This is a genomic window from Pseudomonas sp. (genome assembly GCF_046581935.1).
GTDB lineage: Bacteria > Pseudomonadota > Gammaproteobacteria > Pseudomonadales > Pseudomonadaceae > Aquipseudomonas.
Map to the genome: position 1 here is coordinate 287,142 of NZ_JAYGFK010000003.1, position 18,037 is coordinate 305,178.

An 18,037-nucleotide genomic window follows, 5' to 3' on the forward strand; every position below is an offset into this window, starting at 1 on the left:
GCACGGCTCGCAACGAGGCAGAGCCGGCATGGTAAGGCAAACTCAGCTAACGCGCTTCGCCCGTCGAATAGCGTTGCAGCAAACCATCGCTGAGCCACTGGCGCAGCCAGGTTACCGCCTGCATAGGCGCTTGTTCACCCAGCTCGCTTAGCGCGCCGCATAACTCGGCGAAACTCCAGCCATGCACGGCCATGCCCTGCAATGCCGTGACTTCATCCGCCCCCTGGCTGCGATAACGGGTAATCAATTGATCGCGCCAGATCACACAGCTTTCCACTTCAGCCAGTGGCTGACTACCGGGGAACTCGCCCTGCTCCTTGTGCGCGCGCCAGATCGCCAGGCTGTTATGCCGGCACACCAGCCATTGCACGCTGGGTAGCAGCCGCACCTGCAGGCTCGGCCAGTCTTCGGCGGGCAGTGCGGCCATCTGCGTCAGGCTCAAGGGCGCGCCGTCGACGGCATCAAAAGCCAAGGTGAACGCCCACTCCAGCCGCGCCAACTCACTCAACGGCGCAGCCTGGGCCGGCACCAGATAGCCGTCGATAAACTCGGCCAGTTGCGCACCGAGCCAACGCAAGCTGAAGTGCTGCGACGGATGGACGTTGAGATAGGCCAACGCCAGGGCGTCGAACTCCTCATCCCCGAGCCAGCCATGCACCGCCGGATAATCACCGCGCAACGCCTCCAGCAGCCGCACACGGTAGGCATTGTGGTAAATCGCCAAACCCTGCTCGGCACTCAACGCTGCACTGCCCAACAGGCTCGCCTGCAGCGCCGGGTTCGGTTGTCCGGCGGGATCAAGCAGGTAGGCCTGCACTTCGCGCTGCCAATCACTCAGGCGCATCGCGCAGTCCCTTGCAGTGCTTCGGCAGCCACCTGACGCGCCTTGTTCAGCTCGCCGAGCAACTCGTCCAGATCCGGGAAATGGTCATCGCGCTCAAGCAAGGTGGACACCGGGCCGAGGTGCTGCAAGGTACGTTGGTAAAGCTGCCAGACCGGATCGCTGACCGGCTGATCATGGGTGTCGATCAAGTAGCTGCCGTAATCGCTGTGGCCCGCCAAGTGCAGCTGACGAATACGCTGCTTGGGCAAGCTGCTGATAAATTCCCAGGCATCGAAGCCATGGTTGCGCGCGCTGACATAGACATTGTTGACGTCCAGCAACAGCTCGCAGCCGCTCAGTTCACTGAGGGCCGAGAGAAACTGCCATTCGCTGAATTGATCATCGGCGCAGCGCAGGTAACTGGAGACGTTTTCCAGCACCAGCGGCCGTTCGATCACGTCCTGCACCTGGCGCACTCGCGCGGCCACATGCTGCAGACTTTCTTCGGTGTAGGGCAGCGGCAGCAGGTCGTGCAGCTGGTGGGCATTGCCCCGGCTCCAGCACAGATGATCGGAGATCCAGGCCGGCTGCACGCGCTCGGCCAGGTGTTTGAGCCGGCGCAGGTAATCGCGATCCAGCTCGTGTGGGCCGCCAATCGACAACGACACGCCATGCATCACCAGCGGGTAGTGTTCGCCGATGGCATCCAAAAAGTAGAGGGCTTTGCCGCCATCCACCAAGTAATTTTCCGAGACGATTTCGAACCAGTCGATCGCCGGGCGTTGTTCAAGAATCGCTTGGTAATAGGTACTGCGCAGACCCAGGCCAAAGCCCAGATTGTCGCGTTGAGCATTCATCACTGACTCCTTGCGCGGTGATGCGGGGCAACCGCGCGGCGGTCGCCCCGGCTCACTTACTCGCCGACTTTACCGCCAGCCGCATCGCACTCGGCTTGAGTCATGGCCTTGAAGCCGTGGCCCTGGCAAGAGGCCTGGCCTTTGCAGCTGTTCTCAGCGGTTTTGCAGTCGTTCTGGCCTTTGCACGAGGTCACGCCGTAGCAGTGCACAGCAGCCTCTTCAGCCGCCACAACGGTCCCGGTCATACCGGCAAACATCGCAGCAGCAGCGAAAGCGATGGCGGCACCCGTTGCAGCAGTAGTTTTCATAGTCATGTGCATATCCTCAGGAGATCTTGGTTAGCCGGGCGAATGAGTGTTGTGTGCCGGCACTTAACTAGAGCAACGAAACACACTGGCGTTACAGCCACGCTGAAAAAAACTTCAGCACTCAGCGGCGGCGTAACAACATGACAAAGAACACCCCGCCGATGGCCGCCGTGGCAATGCCGATGGGCAAGTCCTGCGGTGCCAGCAAGGTACGCGCGGCGACATCCACCCAGAGCAGAAACAACGCGCCGAGCAACGCACTGACCGGCAGCAGGCGGCGGTGCTCGGCACCAACCAGAAAGCGCGCGACATGCGGCAGGATCAGCCCAACAAAACCGATCGCGCCACTCAGCGACACCAATACGCCAGTCAGCAACGAGGCGCAGACAAACACCAACAAACGCACCCGCTGAGGGTCCAGGCCCAGGCTAACGGCGCTGTGCTCACCGGCCATCAGGGCATTCAGTGCTCGCGCCAAACCCAGCAACAGCAGCAACGCCAGCGCCAGGCAAAACGCCGGTAGCCACAGCAGCTCCCAGCGCGCCAAGCCGAGGCCACCCAGCATCCAGAAAATCACCGAACTGGCGGCATGGTGATCGCCGAGAAACAGCAGCAAGTTGCTCGCGGCCATCATCACGAACGACACCGCCACCCCGGCCAGCAGCAAACGGTCGCTCGCCAGACGACCGCTGCGGCTGGCAATCGCCAGGACCAGCAGCATGCTCACCAGTGCGCCGACAAAAGCTGCCAGTGGCAGGCTGAGCAGGCCGATAAATTCGCCGAGGTAGAGCACCACGATCACCGCGCCGAGCGCCGCGCCGGAACTGACGCCAAGCAGGTGCGGGTCGGCCAGCGGGTTGCGCGTGACCGCCTGCAGCGCCGTACCGACCAACGCCAACCCGGCACCGACCAACGCACCGAGCACCACCCGTGGCGCACGAATCAGCCAGACGATGCTGTCCTGCGCGCTGCTCACGGCCGCATCGGGCGCTATACCGAACAGCCGTTGCCCCAAAATATCCAGCACCCGCGCCAACGGCACTGGAGCGGAACCAAAGCCCAGCGAGGCCGCGCCAGACAGTGCCAGGGCCACGGCTAGCAGTAACAACAACAGACGGTAGGCCGGCGCGCTGCGAATCATTGGGCAAAGGCCTGCGGGTGCAATGCGCCAGCCAGGGTTTCGATGGCCGCTGCGTTGTCCAAGCTCGGGGTTACCGCCAGGTACGGCAGCACTACGAAGCGTTGCTCACGGATCGCCGTCAGCCCTTGCAGCGCCGGGTGTTGCAGGAGGAAGTCGCGTTTCTGCGTGGCGCTGCGCTCGCCGTAATCGACGATCAGGATCACCTCGGGGTCGCTGCTGATCACCGCTTCCCAACCGACCCGCGCCCAGCTTGCGGGCAAACCGTCCATCACATTGCGCCCGCCAGCCGCGCTGATCAGCGCCTGCGGAATGGCCAGGCGGCCAGCGGTAAAGGGGCTGTCCTCGCCGCTGTCATAAACAAACACCCGTGGCACAGGGCCGTTGTCGGCCAAACGCTGCTGCACCGCTGCCACACGCTGACGCATGCCCTGCACCAGCGCCTCGGCGCGTGGCTCCACGGCAAAAATGCGCCCGAGGTTGAGCAGATCGCGATAAACATCCTCCAAACTGGCCACCTCGCGCGGCACCACATGGGCGCAGGACTCGCTCAGCTCGTAAACCGGAATGCCAAAGCGCGCCAGGCTGGCTGGAGTGACCTCGCCGCCGACGTGCATGCCGTAATTCCAGCCGGCAAAAAACAAGTCCGCCTCGGCATTCAGCAGGTTTTCCAGCGACGGATAACGGGCGGCGAGTTCCGGCAGATCGGCCAATTGCGCCTGCATTGCTGGGTCTAGAGTCTTCCAGGCGCTGATGCCGCTATAGCCGACCATGCGGTCTTTCAGGCCCAGAGCAAGCAGCATCGCGGTCATGTTGACGTCATGGCTGACCGCGCGCTGCGGTGGCTGGTCGATGGTCAGTTGGCGGTCGCAACTGGTGACGGTGACCGCCCAGACGGGGCTGGTCAGTAACAGCGCGAAGAGCGCAAACAGGCTTGGGAGGGGCCGGGCGGCGTTCCGTTTCAGCGGCGAGCAGTGTTGAGCTGTCGCGGCTAAAGCCCCTCCCACAACGGCAACGCAAATCTGTGGGAGGAGCCGGGCGGCGTTCCGCTTTAGCCGCGACTGATAAACGCTAAACCACTCAGGCTGGTTTCGAGTGGAGCCAATGTATTCGCCAGTATTCATCAAACAATCCAGGTAATACGCGGGTGCCCCGCGAGTGGATGGCTGTCGACCAGCGCCTGTAGGCCATACACCTCGGCCAGCAAGGCCTCGGTCAACACGGCTGCCGGCGTGCCAGCGGCCACCACACGGCCGTGGTCGAGCACATACAGGCGGTCGCAAAAAGCCGCCGCCAGGTTGAGGTCGTGGAAGCTCGCTAGGGTCGCCAGACCGAGTGCCTTGATCAGCCGCAACAATTGCAGCTGATAGCGCGGGTCGAGGTGATTGGTTGGTTCATCGAGAAGCAGCAGCGTCGGTTGCTGCACCAGCGCCCGGGCTAGCAGCACGCGCTGCTTTTCACCACCGGACAAACTGGCGAACGCCTGCCGTTTGAGATCCGTCAGGCCGACCTGGGCCAACGCCTGCTCGACCAAGGCGTGATCGGCCTGATCATGGCCATCAAACAAACCTTTATGCGGCGTGCGGCCCATGGCGGCGATCTCGGCCACGGTGAGGCCAAAGTCCTCGGGAAACTCCTGCAGCACCACCGCCACCCGCTGCGCACACCAGCGCGGCGAACGGCCCCACAGCGCATCACCGTCCACTTCAATGCTGCCTTGATCGGGCCGCTGGTAACGGTAGGCACAACGCAGCAGGCTGGTCTTGCCACTGCCGTTGGGGCCAATCAGGCCGACCATCTCGCCGTCGCCGACCGCCAGCTCGATATCTTGCAGCAGCGGCCGCTCGCCCTGGGGCGACCACGCCAAGTCGCGGATCTGTAAACGCTGCATCAGAAACGGTAATCCGCGCTGACGAAGAACGAACGCGGCGCGCCCAGATACCACTGTCCGCCATCACTGCTGGCGGTGGTAGCGTACTGGCGGTCGAACAGGTTGTTCAGCTCCAGGCCGAGGCGCACGTCCGGCTGCACCTGCCAGCCGATGTTGGCGTCGACCACGGTGTAGCTGGGCACTTGCACGTTATTCGCCGTGTCGGCGTATCGCGCATCGACATAACGCGCGCCAATGCCGGCCTCCACTTGCTGACTCAGCGCCTTGCTCAGCCACAGGTTGGCGCTGCGCCGTGGCACATTGATGGGCCGGTTGCCGCTGCGGTCGCCAGCGGCCTCGCGGAAGTCGTCGTACTCAGCGCGCAGCCACGCGGCATTGGCCGACACCTGCCAACCGTGGCCCAGCGTTAGCTCCAGCGTCGCCTCCAGACCATCGGAAGATTGCTGACCGATCTGCTCGGTGGGCGCAGCCGGGGTTTCTCGGCTGAGCAGTTTGCGTTTAACGATGTGGTAAGCCGCTAAGGTCCACTCGCCACGGCCATCGAGAAACGCCTGCTTGAGGCCGATCTCGCTCTGCTTGGCCTCGCTCAGCTCGAACTGTTGCTGACTCGGGCTTAGCGTTAGCAGGTTGCTCACGCCCTCGGTGCTGGTGGCGTATTGGCCGTACAACGACAACGCCGGCGTCAGTTCGAAGACCAAGCCAGCCCGCCAGTTGTCGCCGCTTAGGCTACGGTCGGCGCTGCTGTCGGCCTGCAGGTCATCGCGCTGCAAATGCATCTGATCACGACGCACACCGCTGACCAGCGACAAGCGCTCGGTCAGTTGCGTGCGGTTCTCGGCAAACAACGAGAACTGGCGAAGCTGATTGCGCTCACGCGGCCGGTAATCATCCGTGCTCTGGTAGGTGCCAGCAGACGATTGGCCGAGCGGCACAACATCGGCAAAGTTGTTATCAAAGTCGTGGTGGCGAACGAAGCGAATACGGTTGAAATCCACGCCCACCACGGTGCGACTGTCCAGGCCAAACAGTCGGTGATCGAGGCTAAAACTTTGCCGATCACCCAGCTGCTCCTGGGTGTGCTTGATGCGCCAGAAATCGCCACGCTCAACCTGATCCCCCGGCTGCCAACGATAGGCTTCGCTGTTACGCCAGTAACGCTGGGTTTTGATGAAATACAACTGGTTGCTGGCGCTGAGCACATCGCTAATCTGCCAGTCGCTCACCAGACGGGTGATCTGGTCGTGGTACTGCACGTCGGCGTCGTCGACGTTGTAGTTCTTCTCCCGCAGGCTCTCGCGGTACTTGCCAGCGACCAGCGGAGTGCCGAAATAGCGTGCGGGCTGCTGGTCCGCCTGATCGTGGGACAGGGTGAAACTGAGGTCTTCATGCACATCCCAGCGCAGCGCGGCGCTGAGCGCCAGGCTCTCGGAATCGCCGTGGTCGACCCAACCATTGCTGGCCTGCTGGTTGAGAGTAACCCGGTAGCTCAGCGCATCACTCAGCGAGCCGCCGCTGTCCAGTGCGGCCTGGCGGCGGTCGTCGCTGCCGTAACCGAGGCGCAGGTGATTGCGGATCTCGCCCACGAAGGGCTTCTTCGGCACCACGTTGATTACCGCGCCGGTCGCACCTTCGCCGTAGAGCACCGAGGCAGGGCCGCGCAGCACGTCAACGCGCGCCACCGACCAGGTGTCGGCCGGGAAGGTCACGGTGCCGGCCCCGACGTACTGACGGGTACCATCGTACAGCTGCATGGTCGCGCTGTGCCCGGTAAAGCCGCGCGCCGACAGCGCGGTGCCGCCATTGCCAGGGCTGCCAATGTTGCTGATGCCGGGGCTGCGGGTGACGGCGTCCTGCACGCTGAGATTGTTGCGCCCACGCACCTGCGCGCCACTCAAACTGCTGGTGCTGGCCGGAGTTTGCAGGGCCGATAGGTCAAGACGTGAACCGGCGGTGGTGGGCGTATGCAAATTGCTCTCGCCCTCCTCCACGGCTTGCGCCTGCACGGTGACGTCAGGGAGGTCGACTGGAGGTTCGCCAGCCATGGCCGTAGAGGCCAACAGCAGCGCGAACGATGCAGAGGTTTGAAAAACGGAATAGCGCGCCATATTGCTTCCATCGCAAAGAGAAAAGGCACGGCAATCCGATGGATACGCGCAACAGCAGACGCAGGCGACAAACACCCACGATCGGCGTCAACGCCCGCCCACCGCGGGTTGCCAGACTAATGGGCTACGGCCATTGCGAGGCGAACGCGCAATGGCAACAAACCCAGATTCAGGCCGGTCTCCGGGCTGGCGAGGGTCATGGCGTTATCGCCTTCCCATGCAGAAACTGCACAGTGGCATAGGGTTTGTTGCCGTTTCGTCGCGAGCCGCGCACGAAACGACAACAGACCCTCTGGATAACGTCGCTCGCTTACCGTTGCGGGGGCAGCGTCGGACTAACCCATAAGGGGCGCACCGACTTCCCGTTTCACCTCACGCACGGCGGCGTGAGACACCTGAATCGGCGCGGATATGACCATTCATGACCCGCCGCGTCAAGGCGCGAAGGCTGCGGATGATGGTGGGAGGCGCTTTAGCGGCGATTGATGGAGGTTGCGTCGCGGCGGAAGCATCCCACAACTCCGTAGCCTGGATTAGCCCCAGGCGTAATCCGGGTTTTTATTCAACGCCCTGATCAATACGCAGCTCGGGCACCGCGCGACCGGCTACCAGGCGCTCGTCGACCAGACGAATCACCGCCGCCTCATCGCGAATGCCAAACCACTCGCCCTGCGGATAAAGACTCGCGGTCGGCCCCATATCGCAGGGGAACTGGCATTGGCTGCGGGTGATATGCACACCGCCTTCGCACTCCAGCTTGCCGGCAGTCTTGAGGCGTTGACGCAGGCTTTTCCACAGGCCCAGCGCGCCCTTGCGCGTACAGCGTGGGCCGTTACACAGCAGCAGGCGCTGGGCGTGCGGCGGAATTTGCGACCAGGCGTGCTGCGCCGGCACGGCGGGCACATCGCTGCAGGCCGTGTGCAGCTCTGTGCGCTCAAGCAGCGCGGCAAGGCCGTCGAGCCAGGCGTCTTCCATCGCCGTGCAGACCACAAACACCGACGCGCCATCAGTGCGCTCGGCAATTTGCTCACGTAGCCAGTCACGGTGGGCAGCATCGGCACGCGGCTCCAAATCCACCACCAGCAAGGGGCGCGGCGACTGATCCAGCGCCAGCCAGAACGGCTGCAGATCCTGCTCGCTGTCATGCAGATGCCCCTCGCCGAGCAGCGCCTCGACGCGCTGGCGCAAACGCTCAGCCGACGCGCCACGGCTGAGGCCTGGGCCGATAAACAGAATGCGAGCGTAAGCTGAAACGGGCGTGGTCATGGCGGCCTCCAAAGCGGGGCGGCAGTCTAACAGGGGATTTTTACCGATGGTGCCCACGCTCCAGCGTGGGCACCTCCGCTTGCGACGCTCCGCGTCGTACCTGACGTAGTTGAACGTCGCGCTACCGTGGTAGACGCAGAGCGCCCTGGGCTGAATTCCCACGCGGAGCGTGGGAACGATCGAAGCGCCAGCGCCGTGTGCCCGGCGTGGGAGGGGCTTTAGCCGCGACGACGGTTCAGACCATTCGCCGCTGAAGCGCCTCCCAGAGGGCGTCTGGCTGCAGAAACTCGCGCTCTACCGTTGGCAGCTCGGGCCGGCGCAGCAGCACGACCGGCAAACCCAACTCCCGCGCCACCTGCAATTTCGGCTCGGTGGAGGCGCTGCCGCTGTTCTTGCTGATCAACACATCGATGCCCAGCAGAGCGAACAGCGCGCGCTCGCCGTGTAGATCAAACGGCCCGCGTGCGCCGATAACTGTGGCGCGCGGCACCGCTTGCTGCGCCGTCAGGCAGCGCACGACCCAGTGCTGGTGCAGGGGAATCTCGTGCAGGTGCTCCAGCGGCTCGCGGCCGAGGGTAAACAGCGGGCGCTGGAAGTTTTCTAACGCGACAACCAGCTCGGCCCAGTCGTCCACTTCGCGCCAGTCATCCCCCTCGCCTGCTTGCCAGCCGGGACGACGCAACGCCCAGCAGGCCACCCCGCTCAGCTCAGCGGCGCGGGCGGCATTGGCGCTGATTTGCGCGGCATAGGGATGGGTCAAATCAAGCAGCAGCTCGATGCCCTGCTCGCGGATAAACGCTGCCAAGCCTGCGGCCCCGCCGAAGCCACCAACGCGCACCTGGCATGGCAGGTCATCCGGCACCCGGCCCAAACCCGCCAGACTGTAGATGCTTTCAGGGCCAAGGCGGCGCGCAAAACGTAACGCCTCGGTGGTGCCGCCGAGCAGCAGAATACGCGGACTCACGGCTTGCGCACCTCCAGCAAAGTGATTGGCAAGGCGCTGCGCCAGGTGTCGAAACCGCCCAGCGGCTGCGCCTGGGCCACACTGATGCGGGTCAGCTCGCCGCCCACTTGCTCACGCCAGGCCACCAGCGCGGCTTCGCTCTGCAGGGTGACGGCATTGGCCACCAAGCGACCGCCCGGTTTAAGGCTGGCCCAGCACTGCTCCAGCACACCGGGAATGGTCACCCCGCCGCCGATAAAGATCGCATCCGGCGCGCTCAAGCCAGCCAATGCCTCGGGCGCGCGCCCGGCGACCAATTGCAACGCCGGCACGCCGAGCGCATCGCGGTTGTGTTGGATATGCGCCTGACGCCCCGCGTCGGCCTCGATGGCAATCGCCCGGCAACGCGGGTGGGCACGCATCCATTCGATGCCGATGGAGCCGCAGCCCGCGCCAACATCCCACAGCAGTTCACCCGGCTGCGGGGCCAAACGCGCCAGGGTGATCGCGCGTACATCGCGCTTGGTCAGTTGGCCGTCGTGTTGATACAGCGCATCCGCTAAACCCGGCGTAACGGGCAGCAGGCGCGCATCGGCGTCGGCCAGACAATCGACCGCCAGCAGATTGAGGTCGGCCACCCGTGGCAGCGCCCAAGCGCTGGCCAAGCCGTCGATACGCCGCTCCTGAGCGCCACCGAGATGCTCCAGCACCGTCAACCGACTGGGGCCGAAACCGCGTGCCCGCAGCAGTTCGGCCACCGCTGCTGGGCTGTTGCCATCGTTGCTCAGCAGCAGCAAGCGTGCACCCGGGAATAGCTGCGCCTGCAGCGCCGCCAACGGCCGTGCCACCAGCGACAGCACCGTCACCTCCTGCAACGGCCAACCCAGCCGCGCCGCCGCCAGGGAGACCGACGAAGGCGCGGAAAACACCCGCAACTCATCAGCCGGTAGCTGCCGCGCCAGGCTCGCGCCAACCCCGTAAAACAGCGGATCGCCGCTGGCCAGCACACACACCGGCGTACCGCGTCGCGCCAGCACTGGCTCCAGGCTGAATGGGCTGGGCCACAGCTCGTGTTGCCCCGGCAAATCCGCCGGCAATAGCGCCAACTGACGGGCACCGCCAACGATGCATTGCGCCTCGCTCAGCGCCTGGCGCGCCGCGTCGCCCAGGCCGGCGTAGCCGTCTTCACCAATTCCTACCAGGGTTAACCAAGCCGTCATGCGCGTTCCTCAAACCATCATCGTCGCGCCGCCCGACCAGTTGGCTGTCGTGCCCGCGCGCAAAGCGGGCATAATAGCGCCTTCGTCGGTGCCCGAGAGCCTGTTCAGGATCTGCTGCGCGTCGGCCATGCTGCGTTGGAAACGACTTCGAACGGCTGATTTACTCCTGGTAAACCCCGCGTTCTCAGCCCTTTGCGCCTTGCCTGGCCCTAGCTCGCTAGCCCCTGAACAGCCTCTAAAAAGGGCCTAAGAGGGAATCCGGAGCGATCTGCTGATCGTGACCGAGCTGCCCCCGCAACTGTATACAGCGAGTCTGCCGCATCAGCGCCACTGGGTTACCGGGAAGGCCGCGACAGATGAAGACCTGTCAGCCAGGAGACCTGCCGACGACGCGAGTCGCGAGTGCCAACATCGGGCGGGGTGTACCGATGCCATTGAGCTGCCTTGAGCAATTCAACTGGTTCGGTCGCCGCGTCGTAACAGCGGGTGATTTGTTTGCGCGACCGTCCCTCCACCGCCGATCCGTTCGTACCACGCCCCAGCGCGTGTCCCGGCCTGCTGCGCATTGTTCAGGCGCTGGACGGCGGTATCTGTCGGGTCAAGCTGGCCGGCGGGCTACTCAGCAGCAAACAGGCCCGCGCCATCGCCGAGGCCGCCGAACACTGCGCCAGCGGTGTGCTGGAGCTGACCAACCGCAGCAATCTGCAAATTCGTGGCGTATTGGCGGGTCAGCAGGCCGAGCTGATCGAGCGCCTGCTGGCTGCCAACCTTGGCCCGAGCAATCCGGCCGCTGATGACGTGCGCAACCTGCTGTTAAGTCCCGCCGCCGGCCTTGATCCGCATGCCCTGCTCGACACCCGGCCGCTGGCCGCCGCGCTGCTCGAGCTGCTGCAAAACACCCCGGCACTGCACGGGCTGTCGGCCAAATTCGCCATTCAGTTGGATGGCGGCGAAGCCTTGGCGATGCTCGAACACCCGCACGATATCTGGCTTAGCGCCCTGCCCGGCACACCGGCTCAACTGGCCTTCGGCCTGGCCGGTTGCCCAACGGATAGGCCGCTCGGGGCGATTCGCGTCGAGCAGGCCGCTGAACTGATCGAACAGTTGCTGTTGCTGTTTCTCAAGCTGGCCGGCAGCGCGCACAGTCGTATGCGTCAACTGCTCAGCGAGATTGCCCCCAACCAACTGCTGCAACAGCTACAGGCGCGTTTGCCCTTCGCCATCCAGCCGGTCCCGACGGCTTGGCAGCGCCAATCGACCAGCCAGCACGCGGCAATCGGCATTTATCCACAGCAGCAAGCGGGCCTGTGCATGGTCGCCGCCAGCGCGCGCCTGGGCCGAATCGACGCCTTACAGCTACACGCCCTAGCCAATTTAGCTGAGCAATATTGCGATGCCAGCCTGTGCCTGACGCCCTGGCAGGGCGTGCTGCTGCCAAATATTCTCGAGCACTCGACAGACAAACTGCTGCACGCGCTGGGCGAACTCGGTCTGCTCACCGATACGCAAGAACCACTCAGCAAGCTGATCGCCTGCACCGGCTCCGCCGCTTGCGGTAAAGGCCTGAGCGATAGCAAGGCCGATGCCCTGCGCCTGGCCGAGCGCCTGTGCACCAGCACGGCGCGGCCGCAGGTGCACCTGAGCGCCTGCCCGCGCTCCTGCGCCGCCGCACACACCGCGCCCTTTACCCTGCTGGCCAGCAGCGCCGGGCATTACCAGCTCTACCAACGCATGCCCGAGGTGGCCGGTTTCGGCCAACTGCTGGCCAGCACAATGACGATCGACGAGGCCGGCGACTGGTTCGCCGCCCACTGCGCAACAGGAAACAACGATGCTTGAGTACATCCGCGACGGCCAGGAAATCTACCGCCAATCCTTCGCCACCATCCGCGCCGAGGCTGACCTCAGCAACATCCCGGCTGATCTGGAAAAGCTCGCCGTGCGCATCATCCACGCCTGCGGCATGGTCGATGTGGTGCAGGACCTGCGCTTCTCCCCTGGTGCCGGCGCTGCCGGTCGCGCGGCGCTGGCCAAGGGCGCGGCGATTCTCTGCGATGCGCGGATGGTCGCCGAAGGCATCACCCGCCCGCGCCTGGCCGCGAATAACCCGGTGATCTGCACCCTGCATAACGATGGCGTGATTGAGCAGGCCCGCGCGCTGGGCAACACCCGCTCCGCGGCGGCGCTGGAGCATTGGCGCGAGCACCTGGAAGGCAGCGTGGTGGTGATCGGCAACGCGCCCACCGCACTGTTTTACCTGCTGGAAATGCTCGACGCCGGCGCGCCAAAACCGGCGCTGATCATCGGCATGCCGGTGGGCTTTATCGGCGCAGCGGAATCCAAGGACGCCCTGGCTGCCGACAGCCGTGGCGTGCCCTATGTGATCGTGCGCGGGCGGCGGGGCGGCAGCGCCATGGCGGTGGCGGCGGTCAACGCCTTGGCCACGGAGGTGGAATGATGAGTATGCAAAAAGGTCGCCTGCTCGGCATCGGCGTCGGCCCCGGCGACCCCGAGCTGATCACCCTCAAAGCCCTGCGCTTGCTGCAATCGGCAGCCGTGGTCGGCTACTTTGTGGCCAAGGCCAAAGCCAACAAAGGCCAGGGCGGCAACGCCTTCGGCATCATCGAAGCGCACCTGAGCGACTCCCAGCAGCGCCTGCCGCTGGTCTACCCGGTGACCACGGAAAAGCTCGCTGCGCCGCTCAGCTATGAAGATGTGATCAGCGATTTCTACGACACCTGCGCGGTGCAGATCGCCGCTCGGCTCGACGCCGGCCATGACGTGGCGGTGATCTGCGAAGGCGATCCGTTCTTCTACGGCTCCTATATGTACCTGCACGACCGTTTGGCAGGCCAGTACGACGTCGAAGTGGTACCCGGCGTGTGCTCCATGCTCGGTTGCGCCTCGGTGCTCGGCACCCCGCTGGTGTACCGCAACCAATCGTTGAGCGTGCTCTCCGGCGTGCTACCCGAGGACGAACTCAAGCAGCGCCTGCACAGCGCCGAAGCCGCCGTGATCATGAAGCTGGGGCGCAATTTCGAGAAAGTCCGCCGCGTGCTGCAAGAGCTGGGCATCGCCGACCGCGCCCACTACGTCGAGCGCGCCACCATGGGCAACCAACGCATCGTGCCGCTGGATGAAGTGGAGCCAATGTCCTCACCCTACTTCTCGATGATCGTCATCCCCGGCGAGAAATGGCGCGGATAGCAAACTGCAAACAACCCGTGGGAGGGGCTTTAGCCGCGACATGCCTTATGTAGCTCGCGGCTAAAGCCCCTCCCACAGAACAGATGGAACACCTTATGACCGCCGCTCCCGCCATCATTATTCTCGGCCCTTCCGCCCTGCCTTGCGCGCGGCGCATCCAGGCGCTTTATCCACAGGCGCAGATCCACGGCATGAGTGGTCGAGTGGCGGATGTCGAGCGGCTGTATGAAGACTTCGGCGACACCCTGCGCACGCTCTATCGCGCCGGTACGCCGATCATCGCCCTGTGCGCCGCCGGCATCGTCATCCGCAGCCTGGCCGCCGTGCTCGGCGAGAAGGACCGCGAACCGCCGGTGCTGGCCGTGGCCGAGGATGGCAGCGCCGTGGTGCCGCTGCTCGGCGGCCTGGGCGGGGTCAACCGTATGGCGCGCGAAGTTGCCGCGCACCTAGAGGTCAGCGCGGCGATCACCACCAGCGGCGAGCTGCGCTTTGGCACCTGCCTGCTGGAGCCGCCGGCTGGCTATAAATTGGCCGACCTCGAACAAGGCAAAGGCTTTGTCAGCGATTTGCTTGGCGGTCAGGCCGTGCGTATCGAAGGCGACGCGCCCTGGCTGGCCCAAGCCAAACTCCCGGTGGATAACAGCGCCGCGCGGGTCATTCATATCAGCCCGCATAGCCGCACAGCCAACGTTGATGAGCTATTGATTCACCCACAACAAGTCGCCGTGTGGGTCGAACGCGCCGGCGCCGAGTTGCTTAGCGAGCTGCAACAAGCGCTGCAAACTAGCAACCTGGCACCGCAGAGCCTGGCCTGCCTGCTGGCCGCGCCGGAGTTGATGGCCAACGCCGAACTGCAGGCCGCCGCTGCGCAGCTCAACCTGCCGTTGCGCTTTATCGACGACACCGCGCAACTGCCGCCAATGCACAGCCAGCACGCCAATCTGCACCTGCTGCTGGCCGCTGCGCCTATCGACGTTAATCAGCTCGGCCGCCCGCGTGGCCGCCTGACAGTGATCGGCCTCGGCCCCGGTGCGGCGGAATTTATGGTGCCCGCCGCGCGCCAGGCGCTGGATGAAGCGCAAGACCTGCTCGGCTACGAAACCTACATCAACATGGCCGGCCCACTGCGCCCGGAACAGGTGCGCCATTGCACCGATAACCGCGAGGAAATGCAGCGCGCCCGGCATGCCTTCGAGCTGGCCGCCAGCGGTCGCCGGGTAGTAGTAGTGTCGTCCGGCGACCCCGGCGTATTCGCCATGGCCGCCGCCGTGCTGGAAGCCCTGCACGAGTCGACCGACGCCGAATGGCAGCGCGTCGATCTGCAAATCTTCCCCGGCGTTTCCGCTGCGCTGGCCACCGCCGCCAAAGCCGGCGCGCCCCTGGGCCACGACTTCTGCCTGATCTCCCTGTCGGACAACCTCAAGCCCTGGGCCATTATCGAAAAACGCCTGGCCCACGCCGCCGCTGCCGACCTGGTCATGGCCTTCTACAACCCCATCTCCAAAGCCCGCCCCTGGCAGCTTGGCAGCGCGCTAGAGATCATCCGCCAGCAACGCACGCCAGAAACCCTGGTGGTGCTCGGCCGCGATATCGGCCGCCCCGGCGAAACCCTGCGCAGCCTTACCCTCGGCGAACTCACGCCAGAGATGGTCGACATGCGCACCCTGGTGATCATCGGCTCCAGCCAAACCTGCCGCTTCCCGCGTGCCGAGGGTGGCGAGTGGGTCTATACGCCGAGGAGCTATCCACAGTCGTAGGCCAGGGCGGGGCACGCTGGCTGAGCCTGCGATCGCCATCAGGTTTTTTGATCATCAAACGGCAGTGGGCCGCCCAGCACCGAGGTGCTAAATGAACCAAACGCTGGCCCATTGCCACAAGCGCCCTGAGAGAGCCTTACGCACAAGTGCTAAAAATTGATTCAACCAAGAGGCATAAAAATGTCGCCACCATATTGGCGCTAGTGGCAAAGTAGCGCCCGACGAAAAATAGACACCATAGGACGGACCCTCTTGTTAAGCCGATTTGTTCCCAACCTGCAATGGAACCTGCGTGGCCTCATCGTCACCTTGGCCCTGCTGGTTTATCTGATCACCCTGGCCAACAGCTTCTACGCCAGTTATCGGGTTCAACGGCAAACGCTGATCGACACCACCTTAGCGGCTAACCAGGCCTACTCGGCAAAGCTTGCTTCCAGCGTCGGGCTTTATCTAGACGATGCCCAGCAGCAACTCGCCTACAGCGCCAAGCAACTTGGCCAGCACTTTACCAACTACGATTACCTCCTCAACGAAAGCAACCGCCTGCGCTTACAGGCCAATAGCTTCAACTCCGTGGTGGTGGTTAATGCCGAAGGCAAGGTGCTGGCCACCTCGCCAGAAGCACTGAACATTCGTAACAGACAATTAACCTCAGAAAGCGCACAACAAGCCCTGTCCGAGAAACGTCCGTTAATCTCCAAACCTTTCCTGTCCACCACCAACAGGTTGCTGGTGTTCATCTCACAGCCGATCTTTGATCCTGATGGCACGTACCTCGGCTACCTGGGCGGCAGCATCTACCTCAAAGAACGCAGCATCCTCGACAAGCTTCTTGGTGACCACTACTACCAGGACGGCTCACAGCTCTATGTCGTCGATAGCAACAAGCGCCTGCTCTACCACCCGAATCCGGAGCGTATCGGCAGTGTGATTAGCGATGATGTGTCCACTCAACACAACAGCCCGAGGCGCTTCGTCGACAGTGATGGCATCGACATGTTGAGCGGCTTTTCGACAGTTGCCTCGGCCAGTTGGGTAATCGTGACCCAGAAGCAAACCGACCTCGTGCTGCAGAGCCTTAATGAACAGATGCGCAACCTGATCATCAACACCGCGCCCCTGGCAATCGTTAGCCTGCTGTTGATTTGGTGGTACTCAAAGATAATCAGCCGGCCTCTACGCGAGCTGGCACTGGGCGCGAGGAAAATGGGTGACCATCAATCTGACTCGCGGATTGATACCGTGCACACCTGGTACCAAGAGTCTACCGAGCTGAAGCGCGCCCTATTGATTGGCGTCAACCTGCTGCATGAGCGTATCGGCAAGCTGCACCGCGATGTGCAGACCGACCCCATGACGGCGCTGTATAACCGTCGTGGTCTGGAGCAAATGCTGGAATTGTGGGAGACCGAGCGCCGTCCATTTGCCCTCGTGCTGCTGGATATCGACCATTTCAAGCGTGTTAATGACACACATGGCCACGATGCCGGCGATAAGGTACTGCTCTGGCTGTCCGATTTGATGCGCACCTGCTCAAGAACAGGCGACCTTCTTTGTCGAATGGGCGGCGAAGAATTCGCCCTGCTATTGCCCAACGCAAATGCCGATACAGCCGTTCAAGTAGCAGAGCGCTTGCGCCTACAGGTCGCCAATACGCCAATTGAAGGCATCGGCCATATCACCGTATCGATCGGCATCGCGCTCTGGCCCGAACACGCGGACGCCCTGAAAAACGTATTCAAACTCGCCGACGAACAGCTTTACACAGCCAAAGGCGCCGGTCGAAATCAAACACGTATCGCCAAACAGACCGCGCAAAACGCCTAAACAGTTGTAGCCGGTTAGTACGCATGGCTGCACGGCACAAGTGCTCTAGGCGTAGGAGGCCGGCAAGTTAAGCACGTTGCAGAGAGTGCGCCGGGATGGCTCCCCTCGTTAGACAGGCTGTAAGGGACGTAAGGCTGGCTGCGAAGCACCTCAGGCACCCTGCTTGCTAAGCAGCTAAGATCAACCGGCCACTACGAAAGGACTCCGCATGCGCCCCATCCTTATCGCCCCACTGCTAGCCTTAGGCCTAACCGCGTTTCACGCCACCGCGCGCGACAGCAATGAAGTGGTCACCTCCGACCGGCAAAGCCCGGCAGTCTCAGCGGCCGTGCGCCAGGCACAAGCTGGCCTGACCGACTTTCTCGCCCTGGCCGCCAAGCCGCCGGCCAATACCCGCGACTTCAAAGTGCAGGTCATGGCCGAAGACAGCAACGGCATAGAAACCTTCTGGATCACCCACTTCCGCCCGCTTGAGCAAGGCTTTATCGGCGAAGTGGCCAACGAGCCGCGCATCGTCAAAAGCGTCGTCTGGGGCCAGCAACTGCGCTTTACCCGTGAACAGATCACCGACTGGGGCTACCTGAAAAACGGCCGCCAGGTCGGCAGCTTCACCATCTGCGCACTGTTTAAAGAAATGCCGCCGGAGCAGGTGGAGTACTACCGCAGCCAACACGGTTTTGACTGCTGATAAGCGC

At 63.5% G+C, this 18,037-nt stretch carries 16 protein-coding genes and 2 riboswitches; of the genes, 6 read left to right on the forward strand and 10 right to left on the reverse strand.

Annotated elements, in window-relative coordinates; genetic code table 11:
- Positions 1 to 46: 46 nt before the first annotated feature.
- The 10 genes from VCA57_RS03315 to cbiE all read right to left on the reverse strand — a co-directional run bounded on the left by VCA57_RS03315 (position 47) and on the right by cbiE (position 10,551).
- Positions 47 to 844 carry a DUF2063 domain-containing protein gene (locus VCA57_RS03315; protein WP_411183535.1) on the reverse strand — a complete coding sequence of 266 codons (798 nt, stop codon included), beginning with the start codon at positions 842 to 844 and terminating at the stop codon, positions 47 to 49.
- On the reverse strand, positions 835 to 1,680 hold the full coding sequence (locus VCA57_RS03320; RefSeq protein ID WP_411183536.1) for a DUF692 domain-containing protein: 846 nt from the start codon (positions 1,678 to 1,680) through the stop codon (positions 835 to 837). Before VCA57_RS03320 ends, VCA57_RS03315 begins: the two co-directional genes overlap by 10 nt.
- A gap of 56 nt (positions 1,681 to 1,736) precedes the next feature.
- Complete coding sequence (locus tag VCA57_RS03325; protein WP_411183537.1) at positions 1,737 to 1,994, reverse strand: hypothetical protein; 258 nt, start codon at positions 1,992 to 1,994, stop codon at positions 1,737 to 1,739.
- A 115-nt stretch (positions 1,995 to 2,109) separates the two neighbouring features.
- Positions 2,110 to 3,129, reverse strand: a complete 1,020-nt coding sequence (locus tag VCA57_RS03330) for a FecCD family ABC transporter permease (RefSeq protein WP_411183538.1) — start codon at positions 3,127 to 3,129, stop codon at positions 2,110 to 2,112.
- Complete coding sequence (locus VCA57_RS03335) at positions 3,126 to 4,058, reverse strand: ABC transporter substrate-binding protein (RefSeq protein WP_411183664.1); 933 nt, start codon at positions 4,056 to 4,058, stop codon at positions 3,126 to 3,128. The genes VCA57_RS03330 and VCA57_RS03335 overlap by 4 nt, the downstream gene beginning before the upstream one ends.
- A gap of 191 nt (positions 4,059 to 4,249) precedes the next feature.
- The gene (locus VCA57_RS03340) at positions 4,250 to 5,017 is read right to left on the reverse strand and encodes an ABC transporter ATP-binding protein (RefSeq protein ID WP_411183539.1); all 768 of its coding nucleotides are present in this window, start codon (positions 5,015 to 5,017) and stop codon (positions 4,250 to 4,252) included.
- Positions 5,017 to 7,122, reverse strand: a complete 2,106-nt coding sequence (locus VCA57_RS03345) for a TonB-dependent receptor (RefSeq protein WP_411183540.1) — start codon at positions 7,120 to 7,122, stop codon at positions 5,017 to 5,019. Before VCA57_RS03345 ends, VCA57_RS03340 begins: the two co-directional genes overlap by 1 nt.
- A 154-nt stretch (positions 7,123 to 7,276) precedes the next feature.
- Positions 7,277 to 7,536: riboswitch (cobalamin riboswitch) on the reverse strand.
- A gap of 144 nt (positions 7,537 to 7,680) precedes the next feature.
- Positions 7,681 to 8,388: a (2Fe-2S) ferredoxin domain-containing protein gene (locus VCA57_RS03350; RefSeq protein ID WP_411183541.1), complete on the reverse strand. Its 708-nt coding sequence runs from the start codon at positions 8,386 to 8,388 to the stop codon at positions 7,681 to 7,683.
- Positions 8,389 to 8,623: 235 nt separating this feature from the next.
- Entirely contained in the window at positions 8,624 to 9,352 is a 729-nt protein-coding gene (locus tag VCA57_RS03355) for a cobalt-precorrin-6A reductase (protein WP_411183542.1), read from the reverse strand.
- Positions 9,349 to 10,551: a precorrin-6y C5,15-methyltransferase (decarboxylating) subunit CbiE gene (gene cbiE, locus VCA57_RS03360; RefSeq protein ID WP_411183543.1), complete on the reverse strand. Its 1,203-nt coding sequence runs from the start codon at positions 10,549 to 10,551 to the stop codon at positions 9,349 to 9,351. Before cbiE ends, VCA57_RS03355 begins: the two co-directional genes overlap by 4 nt.
- 198 nt (positions 10,552 to 10,749) lie before the next feature.
- Positions 10,750 to 10,954: riboswitch (cobalamin riboswitch) on the forward strand.
- A gap of 92 nt (positions 10,955 to 11,046) precedes the next feature.
- Here cbiE and cobG point away from each other — a divergent pair.
- The 6 genes from cobG to VCA57_RS03390 all read left to right on the forward strand — a co-directional run bounded on the left by cobG (position 11,047) and on the right by VCA57_RS03390 (position 18,030).
- On the forward strand, positions 11,047 to 12,390 hold the full coding sequence (cobG, locus tag VCA57_RS03365; RefSeq protein WP_411183544.1) for a precorrin-3B synthase: 1,344 nt from the start codon (positions 11,047 to 11,049) through the stop codon (positions 12,388 to 12,390).
- Positions 12,383 to 13,009 carry a precorrin-8X methylmutase gene (locus VCA57_RS03370; protein WP_411183545.1) on the forward strand — a complete coding sequence of 209 codons (627 nt, stop codon included), beginning with the start codon at positions 12,383 to 12,385 and terminating at the stop codon, positions 13,007 to 13,009. Before cobG ends, VCA57_RS03370 begins: the two co-directional genes overlap by 8 nt.
- Positions 13,006 to 13,758 carry a precorrin-2 C(20)-methyltransferase gene (locus VCA57_RS03375; RefSeq protein WP_411183546.1) on the forward strand — a complete coding sequence of 251 codons (753 nt, stop codon included), beginning with the start codon at positions 13,006 to 13,008 and terminating at the stop codon, positions 13,756 to 13,758. The genes VCA57_RS03370 and VCA57_RS03375 overlap by 4 nt, the downstream gene beginning before the upstream one ends.
- A gap of 95 nt (positions 13,759 to 13,853) precedes the next feature.
- The gene (gene cobJ / locus VCA57_RS03380; protein ID WP_411183547.1) at positions 13,854 to 15,515 is read left to right on the forward strand and encodes a precorrin-3B C(17)-methyltransferase; all 1,662 of its coding nucleotides are present in this window, start codon (positions 13,854 to 13,856) and stop codon (positions 15,513 to 15,515) included.
- A gap of 252 nt (positions 15,516 to 15,767) precedes the next feature.
- Positions 15,768 to 17,342 carry a diguanylate cyclase gene (locus VCA57_RS03385; RefSeq protein ID WP_411183548.1) on the forward strand — a complete coding sequence of 525 codons (1,575 nt, stop codon included), beginning with the start codon at positions 15,768 to 15,770 and terminating at the stop codon, positions 17,340 to 17,342.
- A 208-nt stretch (positions 17,343 to 17,550) separates the two neighbouring features.
- On the forward strand, positions 17,551 to 18,030 hold the full coding sequence (locus tag VCA57_RS03390; RefSeq protein ID WP_411183549.1) for a YegJ family protein: 480 nt from the start codon (positions 17,551 to 17,553) through the stop codon (positions 18,028 to 18,030).
- Positions 18,031 to 18,037 lie beyond the last annotated feature (7 nt).

Bases quoted from the DNA above. Each gene is read 5' to 3' on its own strand.
- VCA57_RS03315 (WP_411183535.1), bottom strand. From the start codon at position 844: ATGCGCCTGAGTGATTGGCAGCGCGAAGTGCAGGCCTACCTGCTTGAT.
- VCA57_RS03320 (WP_411183536.1), bottom strand. From the start codon at position 1,680: ATGAATGCTCAACGCGACAATCTGGGCTTTGGCCTGGGTCTGCGCAGT.
- VCA57_RS03325 (WP_411183537.1), bottom strand. From the start codon at position 1,994: ATGACTATGAAAACTACTGCTGCAACGGGTGCCGCCATCGCTTTCGCT.
- VCA57_RS03330 (WP_411183538.1), bottom strand. From the start codon at position 3,129: ATGATTCGCAGCGCGCCGGCCTACCGTCTGTTGTTGTTACTGCTAGCC.
- VCA57_RS03340 (WP_411183539.1), bottom strand. From the start codon at position 5,017: ATGCAGCGTTTACAGATCCGCGACTTGGCGTGGTCGCCCCAGGGCGAG.
- VCA57_RS03345 (WP_411183540.1), bottom strand. From the start codon at position 7,122: ATGGCGCGCTATTCCGTTTTTCAAACCTCTGCATCGTTCGCGCTGCTG.
- VCA57_RS03350 (WP_411183541.1), bottom strand. From the start codon at position 8,388: ATGACCACGCCCGTTTCAGCTTACGCTCGCATTCTGTTTATCGGCCCA.
- cbiE (WP_411183543.1), bottom strand. From the start codon at position 10,551: ATGACGGCTTGGTTAACCCTGGTAGGAATTGGTGAAGACGGCTACGCC.
- VCA57_RS03370 (WP_411183545.1), top strand. From the start codon at position 12,383: ATGCTTGAGTACATCCGCGACGGCCAGGAAATCTACCGCCAATCCTTC.
- VCA57_RS03375 (WP_411183546.1), top strand. From the start codon at position 13,006: ATGATGAGTATGCAAAAAGGTCGCCTGCTCGGCATCGGCGTCGGCCCC.
- cobJ (WP_411183547.1), top strand. From the start codon at position 13,854: ATGACCGCCGCTCCCGCCATCATTATTCTCGGCCCTTCCGCCCTGCCT.
- VCA57_RS03390 (WP_411183549.1), top strand. From the start codon at position 17,551: ATGCGCCCCATCCTTATCGCCCCACTGCTAGCCTTAGGCCTAACCGCG.